Here is a 17,021-nt window from a genome sequence, read left to right as displayed (position 1 = left end):
GCCCGCGATGATCGGGGTGTCGTCGCCCGGGAAGTCGTACTTCGACAGCAGCTCGCGCACTTCCATCTCGACCAGCTCGAGCAGCTCGGCGTCGTCGACCATGTCGGCCTTGTTCAGGAACACGACGATGTACGGCACGCCGACCTGGCGCGAGAGCAGGATGTGCTCGCGCGTCTGCGGCATCGGGCCGTCCGCGGCCGAGCACACCAGAATCGCGCCGTCCATCTGCGCCGCACCCGTGATCATGTTCTTCACGTAGTCGGCGTGGCCCGGGCAATCGACGTGCGCGTAGTGACGATTCGCGCTTTCGTATTCCACGTGCGCCGTCGAGATCGTGATGCCGCGCGCCTTCTCTTCCGGCGCCGCGTCGATCTGGTCGTAACCCTTGAACTCACCACCAAAACGCTCCGCGCCGATCTTCGTCAGCGCCGCCGTCAGCGTCGTCTTGCCGTGGTCCACGTGACCGATCGTGCCCACGTTCACGTGGGGCTTGGTGCGCTCGAACTTACCCTTGGCCAGTGCAAATACCTCAGTCTTCAGTTGATCCGTGCCCCGGGCTCGCGCCCGGGGCGATTCGTTTTCGTCAGTTCTTCTTGATCACCGATTCGGCGATGTTCGTCGGCGCTTCGGCGTAGTGATCGAATTCCATGGTGAAGGTCGCACGACCCTGCGACATCGAACGCAGCGACGTCGCATAGCCGAACATCTCACCGAGCGGGATCATCGCGTTGATGATCTTGCCCGACGGGCTGTCGTCCTGACCCTGCAGGATGCCGCGACGACGGCTGACGTCGCCCATCACGTCACCGAGGTAATCCTCCGGCGACACGATCTCGACCTTCATCATCGGCTCGAGCAGAACCGGCGACGCCTTCATGAAGCCTTCCTTGAAGGCCATCGAGCCGGCGATCTTGAACGCCATTTCCGACGAGTCGACTTCGTGGTACGAGCCGTCGACGAGGCGGATCTTGACGTCGACGACCGGGTAACCGGCAAGCACGCCATTGGCGACGGCTTCCTTGATGCCCTTGTCGACGGCCGGGATGTATTCCTTCGGAATCACACCACCGACGATCGCGTTCTCGAACTCGTAGCCCTTGCCCTGCTCGTTCGGCTGCAGCTCGATCCACACGTGGCCGAACTGACCCTTACCACCGGTCTGGCGCGCGTACTTGCCTTCGACCTTGACGTTCTTGCGGATCGTCTCGCGGTACGCAACCTGCGGCTTGCCGACGTTCGCTTCGACGTTGAACTCGCGCTTCATGCGATCAACGATGATGTCGAGGTGCAGCTCGCCCATGCCGGCGATGATCGTCTGGCCCGACTCTTCGTCGGTACGCACGCGGAACGAAGGATCTTCCTGCGCCAGGCGGCCCAGGGCGATACCCATCTTTTCCTGGTCCGACTTGGTCTTCGGTTCGACGGCCATCGAGATGACCGGCTCCGGGACCACCATGCGCTCGAGCGTGATGATCGCGTCCTGCGCGCACAGCGTGTCGCCGGTCGTGACGTCCTTCAGACCGACCGCCGCGGCGATGTCGCCGGCGCGGACTTCCTTGATTTCGTCGCGGTTGTTGGCGTGCATCTGCAGGATGCGGCCGACGCGTTCCTTCTTCGACTTGACCGGGTTGTAGACCTGGTCACCCGAATTCAGGACGCCCGAATACACGCGGAAGAACGTGAGCGAACCCACGAACGGGTCCGTCATGATCTTGAACGCGAGCGCCGAGAACGGCTCGGTGTCCGACGCCTTGCGGCTGTCTTCCTTCTCGTCGTCGTCGATGCCCTGCACCGGCGGACGATCGGCTGGCGACGGCAGCAGGTTGATGACGCCGTCGAGCATCGCCTGGACGCCCTTGTTCTTAAACGCCGAGCCACAGAACACCGGCACGATCTCGACGCGCAGGGTGCGCTCGCGCAGACCCTGGATGATCTCGGCCTCGGACAGCTCACCCTCGGTGAGGTACTTGTCCATCAGTTCTTCGGACGCTTCGGCCGCGGCTTCGATCATGAAGCTGCGCGCTTCCTCGGCCTTGCTCTGCAGCTCGGCCGGGATGTCCTTGTATTCGAACTTCGTGCCCTGCGACGCGACGTCCCACTGGATCGCCTTCATCTTGAGCAGGTCGACGACGCCTTCGAAGCCGTCTTCAGCGCCGACCGGCACCTGCATCGGCACGGCGTACGCGCCGAGACGCGACTTCAGCTGCTCGACGACCTTGTCGAAGTTCGCGCCGGTGCGGTCCATCTTGTTGACGAACGCCATGCGCGGCACGGAATACTTGTTGGCCTGGCGCCACACGGTCTCCGACTGCGGCTGCACGCCGCCGACGGCACAGAGCACGAACACCGCACCGTCGAGCACGCGCAGCGAACGCTCGACTTCGATGGTGAAGTCGACGTGGCCGGGGGTGTCGATGATGTTGAAGCGGTGCTCCGGCAGGGACTTGTCCATGCCCTTCCAGAACGCGGTCGTCGCGGCCGACGTAATGGTGATGCCGCGCTCCTGCTCCTGCTCCATCCAGTCCATCGTCGCGGCACCTTCGTGCACTTCGCCGATCTTGTGGCTGACACCGGTGTAGAACAGGATGCGTTCGGACGTGGTGGTCTTGCCGGCATCGATGTGGGCCATGATGCCGAAGTTGCGGTAACGCTCGATGGGAGTGGTGCGAGCCACGGGACCCTCTCGTATGTTTTCGGATTCTCAAATGGCCGGACGCCGCCCTTGAAGGCGGCCTCCGGTGGAAGGGCGACCTGAGGTCGCCCCGTCAGCGCTCGAAGCGCTGGATCACCAGCGGTAGTGCGCGAACGCCTTGTTGGCGTCGGCCATGCGGTGCGTCTCTTCGCGCTTCTTGATCGCGCCGCCACGATTCTCGCTGGCGTCGAGCAGCTCGGCGGCCAGCTTGCGCGGCATCGAGTTCTCGCCGCGCTTGCGGGCGGAGTCGATCAGCCAGCGCATCGCGAGCGCCGAGCGACGCGAGGCGCGGACTTCGACCGGCACCTGGTACGTCGCGCCGCCGACGCGGCGGGACTTGACCTCGACCGCCGGAGCGACGTTGGTCAGAGCCTTCTCGACGAGCTCGAGGGCGTTCGGATTCTTCTGGCCGATGACGTCCATCGCGCCGTACACGATCTTCTCGGCGACCGACTTCTTGCCGCTCTGCATGACCATGTTGATGAAGCGGGCGATCGTCTCGCTTCCGTGCTTCGGATCGGGCAGCACCGAGCGCTGCGGGGTGGAACCTTTACGCGACATTGGCGTGTACCTCTCGTATCAGTCGACGGCGCGGGTAGCGCCCGCCGGAATCAGGACTTCGGACGCTTCGCGCCGTACTTGGAGCGACCCTGGCGACGCTTGGCGACGCCGGCGGCGTCGAGCGAGCCACGGACGGTGTGGTAACGGACGCCCGGAAGGTCCTTCACACGACCACCGCGGATCAGGACGACCGAGTGCTCCTGCAGGTTGTGGCCTTCGCCGCCGATGTACGAGATGACCTCGTAACCGTTGGTCAGGCGCACCTTGGCGACCTTGCGAAGCGCCGAGTTCGGCTTCTTCGGGGTCGTGGTGTACACGCGGGTGCAGACGCCACGACGCTGCGGGCAGTTCTGCAGCGCAGGAGACGTGCTCTTGTAGGTTTCAGGGCTGCGCGGCTTGCGCACCAGCTGATTGATGGTCGCCATCTGGAGCTCTTCGTGTGGGCCGAGGCCCGTGGAAAACGGAAGGCCAGCCCCGAGGGACCAGCCAAGACGAAAAAGCCTAGCCCGCGTCCGGATCGACCGGTCGCGGGCTCGACTTGTGCGACGCGCAGGCGCCCGAAGACGCGCGCATCGCGAGATCCCACCCTGCCTTGGGTCCAATACGAGGCACGTCCTGTGGCCTCATTTGGTGATCTGGGGGCTCGCCCGGAAGGCCACCCCGGTAACGCTTAGCCTGCGAAGTATAGCAGAGCCGGCCTGCCTGTAGGCAAGCCGGCCCGGAGGATCACTCCTCCTCGCCGCCCTCGACCGCTTCGGTCGCCGCCGGCGCTTCCTCGACACCCACCGGTGCGGCCAGCTGCTCGAGCTCCTGCTCGGTCAGACCGGACGCATTGCGGCGGCGGGCGCTGTGGTACGCGAGACCCGTACCGGCCGGGATCAGGCGACCGACGATCACGTTCTCCTTGAGGCCGCGCAGCGTGTCGCGGGTGCCGCGGACGGCCGCCTCGGTGAGCACGCGCGTGGTCTCCTGGAACGACGCCGCCGAGATGAACGACTCGGTCGCCAGCGAGGCCTTGGTGATGCCGAGCAGCACGGGCTCGTACTTCGCCAGGATCTCGTTGCGCGTCGCGAGGCGCTGGTTCTCTTCGATCAGGCGCTGACGCTCGACCTGCTCACCCGCCAGGAACTTGCTGTCACCCGCGTCGGCGATCTCGACCTTGCGCAGCATCTGGCGAACGATCACCTCGATGTGCTTGTCGTTGATCTTGACGCCCTGCAGGCGGTAGACGTCCTGGATTTCCTTGGTGAGGTACACGGCCAGCGGCTCGACGCCGAGCAGACGCAGGATGTCCTGCGGGTTGGGCTCGCCGTCCACGATCGTCTCGCCCTTCTCCACGTGCTCGCCTTCGAACACGATGATCTGGCGGTACTTCGGGATCAGCTCCTCGTGCTCGCTGCCGTCCGCGTCCTTGATGATCAGACGCTGCTTGCCCTTGGTTTCCTTGCCGAACGACACGATGCCCGAACGCTCGGCGAGGATCGCCGGATCCTTCGGCTTGCGTGCTTCGAACAGGTCGGCGACGCGCGGCAGACCACCGGTGATGTCGCGGGTCTTCGACGCTTCCTGCGGGATCTTCGCGACCACGTCGCCCACGCCCACCGGCGCGCCGTCCTGCAGGTTCACGATCGAGCGCGGCGGCAGCATGTACTGCGCCGGCAGGTCGGTGCCCGGGATCTGCAGGTCCTTGCCGTTCGCATCGACGATGCGGACGAGCGGACGCAGATCCTTGGCCTGCGAACCACGACGCTTCGGATCGGTGATCTCGCTCGACGCGAGGCCGGTCAGCTCGTCGGTCTTCTGGATGACGGTGACGCCGTCCACGAAGTCGATGAAGCGCATGAAGCCCTTCACTTCCGACACGATCGGGTGGTTATGCGGATCCCAGTTGGCGACCTGCTGGCCCGCCTTGATTTCCGCACCGTCACGCACCGTGATCGTCGCGCCGTACGGCAGCTTGTAGCGCTCGCGCTCGCGACCGTGCGCGTCGAGCACCGACAGTTCGCCCGAACGCGACACCGCGACGAGATGGCCGTTCGCGTGTTCGACGTGCTTGAGGTTGTTGAACTTGATCGAACCCGTCGTCTTGACCGTGATGTTGTCGATCGCCGCCGCACGCGACGCCGCACCACCGATGTGGAACGTACGCATCGTCAGCTGCGTGCCCGGCTCACCGATCGACTGCGCCGCGACGACACCCACCGCCTCGCCGTGGTTGACGAGGTGACCGCGGCCGAGGTCACGGCCGTAGCAGTACGCGCACACGCCGAACGGCGTTTCGCAGGTGATCGTCGAACGCACCTTGATCGTCTGCACGCCGGCTTCTTCGAGCTTGGCGACCCAGGCTTCGTCGAGCAGCGTATTGCGGGTGACGATCGGATCCTCGTCGTTGCCCGGCAGGAACACGTCCTCGACCACCATGCGGCCCAGCACGCGCTCGCGCAGCGGCTCGACCACGTCGCCGCCTTCGACGATCGGGGTCATGGTCAGACCCTCGAGCGTGCCGCAGTCGGTTTCGGTGATGACCACGTCCTGCGCGACGTCGACGAGACGACGCGTGAGGTAACCCGAGTTCGCCGTCTTCAACGCGGTATCCGCGAGGCCCTTACGGGCGCCGTGGGTCGAGATGAAGTACTGGAGAACGTTCAGGCCTTCGCGGAAGTTCGCGGTGATCGGCGTCTCGATGATCGAGCCGTCCGGCTTGGCCATCAGGCCGCGCATACCGGCGAGCTGACGGATCTGCGCCTGCGAACCACGCGCGCCCGAGTCGGCCATGATGTAGATCGAGTTCATCGACTTCTGCGCGACCGGCTTGCCGTCCGCACCCTCGACGGTCTCGGTGCCGATCGCGTCCATCATCGCCTTCGCGACGCGCTCGTTCGTGCGCGACCAGATGTCGACGACCTTGTTGTAGCGCTCGCCGGCGGTGACCAGGCCCGACTGGTACTGCTCCTGGATCTCCAGCACTTCGGCTTCCGCCTCGGCGAGGATGCCCTTCTTCTCGTCGGGGATGGTCATGTCGTCGATGCCGATCGACACGCCGGCGCGCGTGGCGTACGCGAAGCCGGTGTACATCAGCTGGTCGGCGAAGATCACCGTGTCCTTGAGGCCCAGCTGGCGGTAGCAGCTGTTGATCAGGCGCGAGATGTTCTTCTTGGTCAGCTCGGTGTTGGCGAGTTCGAACGGCAGGCCTTCCGGCAGGATTTCCTGCAGGAGTGCGCGGCCGACGGTGGTGTCGACGATCGACGTCTGCTTCGAACGCGTGCCGTCCTCCGCGATCACCGTCTGGGTGATGCGGACCTTGACCTTGGCGTGCAGCTCGACGACGCGGTTGTCGTACGCGCGCTTGACCTCGGCGACGTTCGCGAACGCCATGCCCTCGCCCTTCTTGTTCACCAAGGCGCGCGACATGTAGTACAGGCCGAGCACGACGTCCTGCGACGGCACGATGATCGGCTCGCCGTTCGCCGGCGACAGGATGTTGTTCGACGACATCATCAACGCGCGCGCTTCTAGCTGGGCTTCCAGCGAGAGCGGCACGTGCACGGCCATCTGGTCACCGTCGAAGTCGGCGTTGAACGCCGTACACACGAGCGGATGCAGCTGGATCGCCTTGCCTTCGATGAGGACAGGCTCGAACGCCTGGATGCCGAGGCGGTGCAGCGTCGGCGCGCGGTTGAGCATGACCGGGTGTTCGCGGATCACCTCTTCGAGGATGTCCCACACCTGCGCTTCTTCGCGCTCGACGAGCTTCTTCGCCGCCTTGATCGTCGTGGCGAGGCCACGGCGCTGCAGCTTGGAGAAGATGAAGGGCTTGAACAGCTCGAGCGCCATCTTCTTCGGCAGGCCGCACTCGTGCAGACGCAGCGTCGGGCCGACCACGATGACCGAACGGCCGGAGTAGTCGACGCGCTTGCCGAGCAGGTTCTGGCGGAAGCGACCCTGCTTGCCCTTGATCATGTCGGCGAGCGACTTGAGCGGGCGCTTGTTCGTGCCGGTGATGGCGCGGCCACGACGGCCGTTGTCCATCAGCGCATCGACCGACTCCTGTAGCATGCGCTTCTCGTTGCGCACGATGATGTCGGGCGCATTGAGTTCGAGCAGGCGACGCAGGCGGTTGTTGCGGTTGATGACGCGGCGGTACAGATCGTTGAGGTCCGACGTCGCGAAGCGGCCACCGTCCAGCGGGACGAGCGGACGCAGATCCGGCGGCAGCACCGGGAGGACGGTCATGACCATCCACTCCGGGCGATTGCCGGACTCGATGAAGGCTTCGATCAGCTTGATGCGCTTGGTGAGGCGCTTGAGCTTGGTCTCCGAACCCGTCGACGCGATTTCCTCGCGCAGCGTGACCATCTCCGACTGCAGGTCGATCGTGCGCAGCAGCTCGTAGATCGCCTCGGCGCCCATCGCAGCTTCGAAGTCGTCGCCGTGCTCCTGGCGCGCCTGCAGGAACTGCTCTTCGGTGAGCAGCTGGCCGCGCTCCATCGGCGTCAGGCCCGGCTCCGTCACCACGAAGGCTTCGAAGTACAGGATGCGCTCGATGTCACGCAGGGTCATGTCGAGCATCAGGCCGATGCGCGACGGAAGCGACTTCAGGAACCAGATGTGCGCGACCGGCGACGCGAGGTCGATGTGGCCCATGCGCTCGCGGCGCACCTTGGCCAGCGTGACTTCGGTGCCGCACTTCTCGCAGACCACGCCGCGGTGCTTCATGCGCTTGTACTTGCCGCACAGGCACTCGTAGTCCTTGATCGGGCCGAAGATCGCCGAGCAGAACAGGCCGTCACGCTCGGGCTTGAACGTGCGGTAGTTGATCGTCTCGGGCTTCTTCACTTCGCCGTACGACCAGGAGCGGATCAGGTCCGGCGAAGCCAGACCGATCTTGATCGCGTCGAAGTCGATCGTCGTGCGCTGCTGGTTGAACAGATTGAGCAGGTCTTTCATTTCAGTCTCCTAGGGAGCGATTCGCAGTGAGAACGTGTCCGTGCAGCTGGCCGGCGCGTTGTGCGCGCCGGCCGCGCGGTTCTCAGTGCTCTTCGAGCTCCATGTTGATCGCCAGCGAGCGGATTTCCCTCACGAGAACGTTGAAGGACTCCGGCATGCCCGCGACCATCTCGTAGTCGCCGTCGACGATGTTCTTGTACATCTGGTTGCGGCCCTGCACGTCGTCGGACTTCACCGTCAGCATTTCCTGCAGGGTGTAGGCCGCGCCGTAGGCTTCCAGCGCCCAGACTTCCATCTCGCCGAAACGCTGACCGCCGAACTGCGCCTTGCCGCCCAGCGGCTGCTGGGTGACGAGCGAGTACGGACCGGTCGAACGCGCGTGCATCTTGTCGTCGACCAGGTGGTTCAGCTTCAGCATGTGCATGTAGCCGATCGTGACCGGGCGCTCGAACGCCTCGCCCGTACGACCGTCGTGCAGGATCGTCTGGCCCGAGGTCGGCAGGTCGGCGAGTTCGAGCATGCGCTTGATCTCGGTTTCCGCCGCACCGTCGAACACCGGGGTCGCCATCGGCACGCCGTCGGTCAGGTTCTTCGCGAGGCGGATCAGCTCCTCGTCGGAGAACTGCGACAGGTCGACGCGCTCGCCGACCACCGCGGTGTCGTGGTTGTAGATCTCGCTGAGGAACTTGCGCAGATCATTCACCGCGGCCTGCGCCTGCAGCATGCGATCGATCTTCTTGCCCAGGCCCTTCGCCGCCCAACCAAGGTGGACTTCGAGGATCTGGCCGATGTTCATTCGCGACGGAACGCCCAGCGGGTTCAGCACGATGTCGACGGTTTCGCCGTTGGCGTTGTAGGGCATGTCCTCGACCGGAACGATCGTCGACACGACACCCTTGTTGCCGTGGCGGCCGGCCATCTTGTCGCCCGGCTGGATGCGGCGCTTAACGGCGAGGAAGACCTTGACCATCTTGAGCACGCCCGGAGCGAGGTCGTCGCCCTGCGTGATCTTGCCGCGCTTGTCGGCGAAGCGACGCTCGAACTCCTTCTGGTACTCCTCGATCTGCTTCTGCGCGCGCTCGATCGCCTCGACGGCGTCCTCGTCCTTCATGCGCAGCGTGAACCAGTCCTTCTTGGACAGGCTGTCGAGCACCAGCGACGTGACCGTGTCGCCCTTCTTCAGGCCGCCACCGCCGTTCGCCACCTTGCCGAGCAGCTGGCCGCGCAGGCGGTCGTAGATCGCCGCCTCGAGGATGCGGAACTGATCGTCGAAGTCCTTCTTGACGCGACGGATCTCGTTTTCCTCGATCTGACGCGCGCGCTTGTCCTTCTCGATGCCGTCGCGGGTGAAGACCTGCACGTCGATGACGACGCCGTCCATGCCCGGCGGCACGCGCAGCGAGCTGTCCTTAACGTCGGACGCCTTCTCGCCGAAGATCGCGCGGAGCAGCTTCTCTTCCGGCGTCAGCTGGCTCTCGCCCTTCGGCGTGACCTTGCCGACGAGGATGTCGCCCGCGCGCACTTCCGCACCGATGTAGACCACGCCCGACTCGTCGAGACGCGACAGCGCCTGCTCGGAGACGTTCGGGATATCGGCGGTGATTTCCTCCGGCCCGAGCTTGGTGTCGCGCGCCTGGACGGTCAGTTCCTCGATGTGGATCGTCGTATAGCGATCCTCCTCGACCACGCGCTCGCTGAGCAGGATCGAGTCTTCGAAGTTGTAGCCGTTCCACGGCATGAACGCGACCAGCATGTTCTGGCCCAGCGCGAGCTCGCCGATGTCCGTCGACGGACCGTCGGCCAGCACGTCGCCGCGCTCGACGCGATCACCGACCTTCACCAGCGGACGCTGGTTGATGCAGGTGTTCTGGTTCGAACGGGTGTACTTGATGAGGTTGTAGATGTCGACGCCGGCGTCGAGGCCTTCGTTGACTTCACCCTCGTTGACCTTGACCACGATGCGCGCGGCGTCGATCGCTTCGATCACGCCACCGCGGCGCGCGTTCACGGTCACGCCCGAGTCGCGCGCCACGGCGCGCTCGATGCCCGTGCCCACGAGCGGCTTCTGCGCGCGCAGCGTCGGCACCGCCTGGCGCTGCATGTTCGCGCCCATGAGTGCGCGGTTCGCGTCGTCGTGCTCGAGGAACGGAACGAGCGCGGCCGCGACCGACACGGTCTGCATCGGCGAGACGTCCATGAAGTGGACTTCGCTCGGCGGCTTGAGCAGCGATTCGCCCTGGTAACGGCAGGCGACGAACTGCGCCGTCATCGTGCCCTTCTCGTCCTGCGGCGCGTTGGCCTGGGCGATGACGTACTCGTTCTCTTCGATCGCCGAGAGGAACTCGATCTCTTCGGTGACCTTGCCGTCGACGACACGGCGGTACGGCGTCTCGAGGACGCCATAACGGTTCGTGCGCGCGAACACGGCGAGCGAGTTGATCAGGCCGATGTTCGGGCCTTCCGGCGTTTCGATGGTGCAGACGCGGCCGTAGTGCGTCGGGTGCACGTCGCGCACTTCGAAGCCGGCGCGCTCACGCGTCAAACCACCCGGGCCGAGGGCCGACACGCGACGCTTGTGCGTGACTTCCGACAGCGGGTTGTTCTGGTCCATGAACTGCGACAGCTGCGAGGAGCCGAAGAACTCCTTGATCGCAGCGGCGACGGGCTTGGCGTTGATGAGTTCCTGCGGCGTGAGGCCTTCGGACTCCGCCATCGACAGGCGCTCCTTGACCGCACGCTCGACGCGCACGAGGCCGACGCGGAAGGTGTTCTCCGCCATTTCGCCGACCGAACGCACGCGACGGTTGCCGAGGTGGTCGATGTCGTCGACCACGCCGCGACCGTTGCGGATTTCCGTCAGCACGCGGATGACGTCGAGGATGTCCGACGACTGGGCGTAGATGCCACGCAGGCGCGCGGACTCTTCGTCCTTGCGGTCCTGGAAGTACTTGGCGTCGTACAGCACCGCCGCGCCTTCGGTTTCCTTGCGGCCGAGGCGACGGTTGAACTTCATGCGACCCACGGCCGAGAGGTCGTAGCGCTCGAAGGTGAAGAACAGGTTGTGGAACAGGTTCTGCGCGGCGTCCTTGGTCGGCGGCTCGCCCGGACGCATCATGCGGTAGATCTCGACCAGCGCTTCGAGCTGCGTCTTGGTCGGATCGATGCGCAGCGTGTTCGAGATGTACGGACCGCGATCGAGGTCGTTGACCCACAGCGTGCCGACCTGCGCGATGCCCGCCTTGCGGAAGGCCTCGAGGTGCGTGTCGTTGAGCTCTTCGTTCGCGTTCGCGAGCAGCTCGCCCGTCTTCGGATCGACGACGTCGTGCGACAGGATGCGGCCGACGATGTACGTATCCGGCACGGCAAGCGCGGAGATCCCGGCCTGCTCGAGCTGGCGCACGTGACGCGCGGTCACGCGACGGCCGGCCTCGACGATGACCTTGTCGCCATCGGCCAGGTCGAAGTCCAGCGTTTCACCGCGCAGACGCTCCGGTCCGAGCTCGAGCTGCACGCCTTCCGGCTGGATGTGGAACGTGTTGATGTCGAAGAACGACTTCAACATCTCTTCGTTGTTGTAGCCGAGCGCGCGCAGCAGGATCGTCACCGGCAGCTTGCGGCGACGGTCGATACGGCAGAACACCGCGTCCTTCGGGTCGAACTCGAAGTCCAGCCACGAACCGCGGTAAGGAATGATTCGCGCGCTGTACAGCAGCTTGCCCGAGCTGTGCGTCTTGCCACGGTCGTGGTCGAAGAACACGCCCGGCGAACGGTGCAGCTGCGAGACGATGACGCGCTCGGTGCCGTTGACGATGAAGGTGCCGTTCTCGGTCATGAGCGGGATCTCGCCCATGTAGACCTCCTGCTCCTTCACGTACTTGATCGCCTTGGTCGACGACTCGCGGTCGTAGATCACCAGGCGAACGGTGACGCGGAGCGGCGCGCCGTAGCTCATGCCACGCGTGCGGCACTCGCGCTCGTCGAACGCGGGCTCGCCGAGCTTGTAGCCGACGTATTCCAGCGCGGCGTTGCCGCTGTAGCTCACGATCGGGAACACCGACTTCAGGGCGGCGTGCAGGCCCTTGTCATCGCGCTTGGCGGGGTCGGTGTGTTCCTGCAGGAACTCGCGGTACGAGTCGACCTGGATGGCGAGCAGGAAGGGCACTTCGAGGATCGCGCGGCGCTTGCCGAAATCCTTGCGGATGCGCTTTTTCTCGGTGAACGAGTACGTCGTCATGGGCTGCCTCTGAGAAGCTGGAGTCCGGGATTCGGGATTGGTCATTCGCTACAGCCGCAAGCGGCCGGACGTCGTCTACGCGAACAATCAATCCCGAATCCCGGACTCCCGATTTGAATGAACTGTCAGTTGGAAGCCGCGGGTATTGCCGGCACCCGCACGCCTTCTGAAGCTGCTTCCAACTACCAACTCGGTTGGGTTTCTCTACTGCTGGTCCCGGGGAACGGAAGGGTTCGATGCCACGTCACCCGGGGCGACGTTGGACAGCGAACCGGTCGGAACGTTCCGAAAAACCGGGTCCATCTACAACGACCAAAGGCCGGGGGCTTTTCGCCCCCAGCCTTCAGTGGGTCGCCGAGGAAATCCGGCGACGCAAAGCTGCTTACTTGACCTCGACGGTCGCGCCGGCAGCTTCCAGGTCCTTCTTCATCTTCGCGGCGTCGTCCTTCGACACGCCTTCCTTCACGGTGCCGCCGGCCTCGGTGAGGTCCTTGGCTTCCTTCAGGCCCAGGCCGGTGATGGCGCGGACCGCCTTAATCACTTCGACCTTCTTGTCGCCGGCCGTCTTCAGGACGACGGTGAACTCGGTCTGCTCCTCGACCGGAGCCGCGGCAGCGGCCGGGCCAGCGGCCATGACCGGGGCGGCGGCGGAGACGCCGAACTTCTCTTCGATGGCCTTGACCAGCTCCATCACTTCCATCAGCGACTTGGCGGCGATGGCGTCGACGATCTGCTCGTTGGTAACGGACATTTGGAATTACCTCTGGAAATTGATTTCTAAAGCGGATTCAGGAAAGAACGTCGACGACGATCAGGCGGTCTCGGCGGCGGCTTCCTCAGCCGGCGCGGCGTCGCCGCCACCCTGCTGATCGGCCACGGCCTTGACGGCGCGCGCGAACATCGCGGCCGGCTCGGCGAGCACGCGGGCGAGCATCGCCAGCGCCTGTTCGCGAGTCGGAAGCGCGGCGAGCACGTCGACGTGGGCGGCCGGCAGCAGCTTGCCTTCCACCGACACGACCTTCGCCTTGAGCTTGTCGTTACCCTTGGACGCATCCTTGATCAGGCGACCGGCGGCGCCGGGCTCCTCGAGCGAGAACGCATACAGCAGCGGACCGACCAGGGCGTCCTGGACGCACGCGAAATCGGTGCCTTCGACGGCACGCGACGCCAGCGTGTTCTTGACGACCCGGAGGTACACACCCGTTTCGCGAGCCTTCTTGCGCATCTCGGTCATCTGACTGACCGTGGTGCCCGCGTACTCGGCCGCGACCAGGGAGTGCGCCTTGCCGGCGATTTCGGCCAGCTCCGCGACGACTTCCTGCTTCTGGGACAGATTGAGAGCCATTGCACTCCTCCAATTGAACTCCGCATCGGCTTTCGCCACTGCGGGACGGGGCGGCGCCTGTCCATGGCACCGGGGATACGCGAGGCATCCCGGTGGTGGCCGTCCAGAAACGAATTTCCAGAAGGGCACCATCTACGCAGGCGGTGGATTAAGCGATCCCGCTTCGACCGACGGCGATTCCCTTGCCGTGCTGAGCATCCATTGCCCGTCGCCGGTCGGCGCTGACCGCACCTGCGGTCTTTGACGGTCGCTGCCGCCGAAGCGGCAGCGCCTTCAAAAGAGTCGGCCGGCGGCGTGAGCCACCGGCCTTGAACCACTTACTTGAGAGCGAGCGACGACTGGTCGACGATCACGCCCGGACCCATGGTCGAGCTGATCGCGATCTTCTGCAGGTACTGGCCCTTCGAGGTCGCCGGCTTCGCCTTGATCAGGTCGAGCAGCAGGGCCTGGAGGTTGTCCTTCAGCTTGTCGGCGTCGAAATCGGCCTTGCCGATCGTGCAGTGAATGATACCCGCCTTGTCGGTGCGGTAACGGACCTGACCGCCCTTGGCGTTCTTGACCGCTTCAGCCGGGTTCGGCGACACGGTGCCGACCTTCGGGTTCGGCATCAGGCCACGCGGGCCGAGCACCGTACCCAGCTTACCGACGACGCGCATCGCATCCGGCGTCGCGATCACGACGTCGTAGTTCAGCTCGCCGCCCTGCATGCGCTCGGCGAGGTCGTCCATGCCGACGGCATCCGCGCCCGCGGCGAGGGCCTCGTCGGCCTTCGCACCGGCCGGCGCGAACACGGCGACGCGCACCGTCTTGCCGGTACCGGCCGGCAGCACGGTCGAACCGCGCACCTGCTGGTCGGACTTCTTGGCGTCGACGCCGAGGCGGACGGCGACGTCCACGGACTCGACGAACTTCGCCTTGGTGGCGGTCTTGACGATCTGGATGGCGTCCTCGAAGGCGTACGCCTTACCCGGGACGACGGCGGCCTGGATGGCCTTCTGACGCTTGTTCATTGCCATGTTCTTAGCCCTCCACCACGAGGCCCATCGAACGGGCCGAGCCCGCGATGGTCTTCACTGCCGCATCGAGATCCGCCGCCGTCAGGTCGGCTTCCTTCTGCTTGGCGATCGCCTCGAGCTGCGCGCGGGTGACCTTGCCCACCTTCTCGGTGTTCGGACGCTTCGAGCCCGACTGGATGCCGGCAGCCTTCTTCAGCAGCACCGAAGCCGGGGTCGACTTGGTGACGAAGGTGAAGGTGCGGTCCGAGTAGGCCGTGATGATGACCGGGGTCGGCAGACCCGGCTCGAGCTTGGAGGTCGCAGCGTTGAACGCCTTGCAGAACTCCATGATGTTGAGGCCGCGCTGGCCGAGCGCCGGACCGACCGGCGGCGAGGGGTTGGCCTGACCGGCCTTCACCTGCAGCTTGATGTAACCAACAACCTTCTTTGCCACGATCTTTCTCCTGGAGTTCGAACGTCAGCGGTTCGCGCCGACTCCTCCTTTCGTTGAAATGCGAACAGGCCTGTAGCCTGTTTCGTCCCCTCGGCGTTTCCCGGCCGCAAGGCCGGGTGGACGCGAGAGTTATCCGAACGGAACGTTCGGGTAACGCTTACTTGGCCTTCTCGACCTGACCGAACTCGAGTTCGACCGGCGTCGAGCGACCGAAAATCAGCACCGCGACGCGCAGGCGGCTCTTCTCGTAATTGATCTCTTCGACCACGCCGTTGAAGTCGTTGAACGGGCCGTCGGTGACGCGGACCATCTCGCCCGGCTCGAACAGCACCTTCGGACGCGGCTTCTCGACGCCTTCCTGCACGCGCTGCAGGATCTGGTCGGCTTCGCGGTCGGAGATCGGCAGCGGGCGATCGGCGGTACCGCCGATGAAGCCCATCACCTTCGGCGTTTCCTTGATGAGGTGCCAGCACTCGCTGTCGATGCGCGGAATGCCGTTCTCGTCGTTGACCGCGATCTGCACGAGCACGTAGCCCGGGAAGAACTTGCGCTCGGAACGGCGCTTCTGGCCGGAGCGCATCTCGACGACTTCTTCGGTCGGCACCAGCACGTCGCCGAACTTGTCCTGCATTTCTTCGCGCGCGATGCGGTCACGCAGCGCCTGCGCCACGGACTTCTCGAAGCCCGAGTACGCGTGCACGACGAACCAGCGCTTGTTGATTTCGGTCATCTCAACGTCCCATCAGAAGCTTGACGAGCCACTGGATCACCACGTCGAAACCGGCGAGCAGAAGGCTAAGGATCAGCACCGCGAGCATCACGACCCACGTCGTGCGCATGGCTTCCTGACGGTTCGGCCAGACCACCTTGCGCAGCTCGAAGCGCGACTCCGACAGGAATTCGCGCGTACGCGCGCCCTGTGCCGACGTCGCGAAGATGGCGCCGCCGGCGACGATGCCGGCCACGACCATCAGTGCGCGCACGCCCGTCGCGAGATCGGCGAACCAATAGAAGGCGAACACGCCCGCCGCCACCAGCAGCAGGGCGACCACGTACTTGGCCACATCGCCAGCGGAGGACCCGCCGGCCTGTGCACCTCGGTTTTGTACGACCTTGCTATTCACGTCCCGCGAGTCCCTCGCGAAAGCCCCTGCATCCCTGCGCGGACTTCGATGATTTCGGATCGACGGGCATCCGGATGGCCGTCGAGGTGGCACGCCAGGAGGGACTCGAACCCCCAACCTGCGGTTTTGGAGACCGCTGCTCTGCCAATTGAGCTACTGGCGTATCGACTTGTGCGGGCGTTTCCCGAAAAGGCAACGGCGGCCTTAGCCGCCCGCCCTTCCCGCCCGCTTGTGCGAAGGCGGCCTTGACCGCTTTCGCTTCCCGGCGTCATCCAGCCGACTGACTGGATGACAGCGGAAGTTACCCGGACGCGAGTCCGGGTAACCGTTACTTACTTGATGATCTTCGCCACGACGCCGGCGCCGACGGTGCGGCCGCCTTCGCGGATCGCGAAGCGCAGGCCTTCGTCCATCGCCACCGGGTTGATCAGCGACACCGTCATCTTGATGTTGTCGCCCGGCATGACCATCTCGACGCCGTCCGGCAGCGTGATCGAACCGGTGATGTCCGTCGTGCGGAAGTAGAACTGCGGGCGGTAGCCCTTGAAGAACGGCGTGTGGCGGCCGCCCTCGTCCTTGCTCAGCACGTACACCTCGGCCTCGAACTCGGTATGCGGGGTGATCGAACCCGGCTTCGCGAGAACCTGGCCGCGCTCGACGTCGTCACGC

13 protein-coding genes and 1 tRNA gene are annotated in these 17,021 nt (G+C 65.0%); all 14 read right to left on the bottom strand.

Features of this window, described 5'->3' with window-relative positions; translation table 11 throughout:
* A partial coding sequence (locus EVS83_RS14815) for a GTP-binding protein (protein WP_133501197.1) occupies nt 1–519 on the bottom strand: 519 nt, incomplete at its 3' end.
* 64 nt (nt 520–583) lie between these two features.
* Nucleotides 584–2,674: an elongation factor G gene (gene fusA, locus EVS83_RS14810; RefSeq protein ID WP_133501853.1), complete on the bottom strand. Its 2,091-nt coding sequence runs from the start codon at nt 2,672–2,674 to the stop codon at nt 584–586.
* A gap of 111 nt (nt 2,675–2,785) precedes the next feature.
* Nucleotides 2,786–3,253 carry a 30S ribosomal protein S7 gene (gene rpsG, locus EVS83_RS14805; protein WP_133501851.1) on the bottom strand — a complete coding sequence of 156 codons (468 nt, stop codon included), beginning with the start codon at nt 3,251–3,253 and terminating at the stop codon, nt 2,786–2,788.
* A gap of 50 nt (nt 3,254–3,303) precedes the next feature.
* Complete coding sequence (gene rpsL / locus EVS83_RS14800) at nt 3,304–3,678, bottom strand: 30S ribosomal protein S12 (RefSeq protein ID WP_132328214.1); 375 nt, start codon at nt 3,676–3,678, stop codon at nt 3,304–3,306.
* A 301-nt stretch (nt 3,679–3,979) separates the two neighbouring features.
* Nucleotides 3,980–8,200: a DNA-directed RNA polymerase subunit beta' gene (rpoC, locus tag EVS83_RS14795; RefSeq protein ID WP_133501849.1), complete on the bottom strand. Its 4,221-nt coding sequence runs from the start codon at nt 8,198–8,200 to the stop codon at nt 3,980–3,982.
* A gap of 82 nt (nt 8,201–8,282) precedes the next feature.
* A complete protein-coding gene (gene rpoB / locus EVS83_RS14790) occupies nt 8,283–12,434 on the bottom strand; it encodes a DNA-directed RNA polymerase subunit beta (protein WP_133501847.1) in 4,152 nt (1,383 codons plus the stop codon).
* Nucleotides 12,435–12,816: 382 nt separating this feature from the next.
* Nucleotides 12,817–13,185 carry a 50S ribosomal protein L7/L12 gene (gene rplL, locus EVS83_RS14785; protein ID WP_133501845.1) on the bottom strand — a complete coding sequence of 123 codons (369 nt, stop codon included), beginning with the start codon at nt 13,183–13,185 and terminating at the stop codon, nt 12,817–12,819.
* 60 nt (nt 13,186–13,245) lie between these two features.
* On the bottom strand, nt 13,246–13,779 hold the full coding sequence (gene rplJ / locus EVS83_RS14780; RefSeq protein WP_133501843.1) for a 50S ribosomal protein L10: 534 nt from the start codon (nt 13,777–13,779) through the stop codon (nt 13,246–13,248).
* 317 nt (nt 13,780–14,096) lie between these two features.
* Entirely contained in the window at nt 14,097–14,795 is a 699-nt protein-coding gene (rplA, locus tag EVS83_RS14775) for a 50S ribosomal protein L1 (RefSeq protein ID WP_133501841.1), read from the bottom strand.
* A 4-nt stretch (nt 14,796–14,799) separates the two neighbouring features.
* Nucleotides 14,800–15,228: a 50S ribosomal protein L11 gene (gene rplK / locus EVS83_RS14770; protein WP_115647034.1), complete on the bottom strand. Its 429-nt coding sequence runs from the start codon at nt 15,226–15,228 to the stop codon at nt 14,800–14,802.
* Between the two features lie 157 nt (nt 15,229–15,385).
* Nucleotides 15,386–15,958: a transcription termination/antitermination protein NusG gene (gene nusG, locus EVS83_RS14765; RefSeq protein WP_133501839.1), complete on the bottom strand. Its 573-nt coding sequence runs from the start codon at nt 15,956–15,958 to the stop codon at nt 15,386–15,388.
* 1 nt (nt 15,959) lies between these two features.
* On the bottom strand, nt 15,960–16,352 hold the full coding sequence (secE, locus tag EVS83_RS14760) for a preprotein translocase subunit SecE (protein WP_133501837.1): 393 nt from the start codon (nt 16,350–16,352) through the stop codon (nt 15,960–15,962).
* An 87-nt stretch (nt 16,353–16,439) separates the two neighbouring features.
* Nucleotides 16,440–16,515: transfer RNA gene (locus EVS83_RS14755), tRNA-Trp, on the bottom strand.
* A gap of 169 nt (nt 16,516–16,684) precedes the next feature.
* The coding region (locus tag EVS83_RS14750; RefSeq protein ID WP_484030514.1) for an EF-Tu C-terminal domain-related protein at nt 16,685–17,021 on the bottom strand (337 nt) is incomplete at its 5' end.

Source organism: Cognatilysobacter terrigena, assembly GCF_004361065.1.
Taxonomy (GTDB): domain Bacteria; phylum Pseudomonadota; class Gammaproteobacteria; order Xanthomonadales; family Xanthomonadaceae; genus Cognatilysobacter; species Cognatilysobacter terrigena.
Note: the sequence above shows the minus strand (reverse complement) of the source record. Positions and strands in the feature narration are given on the sequence as shown.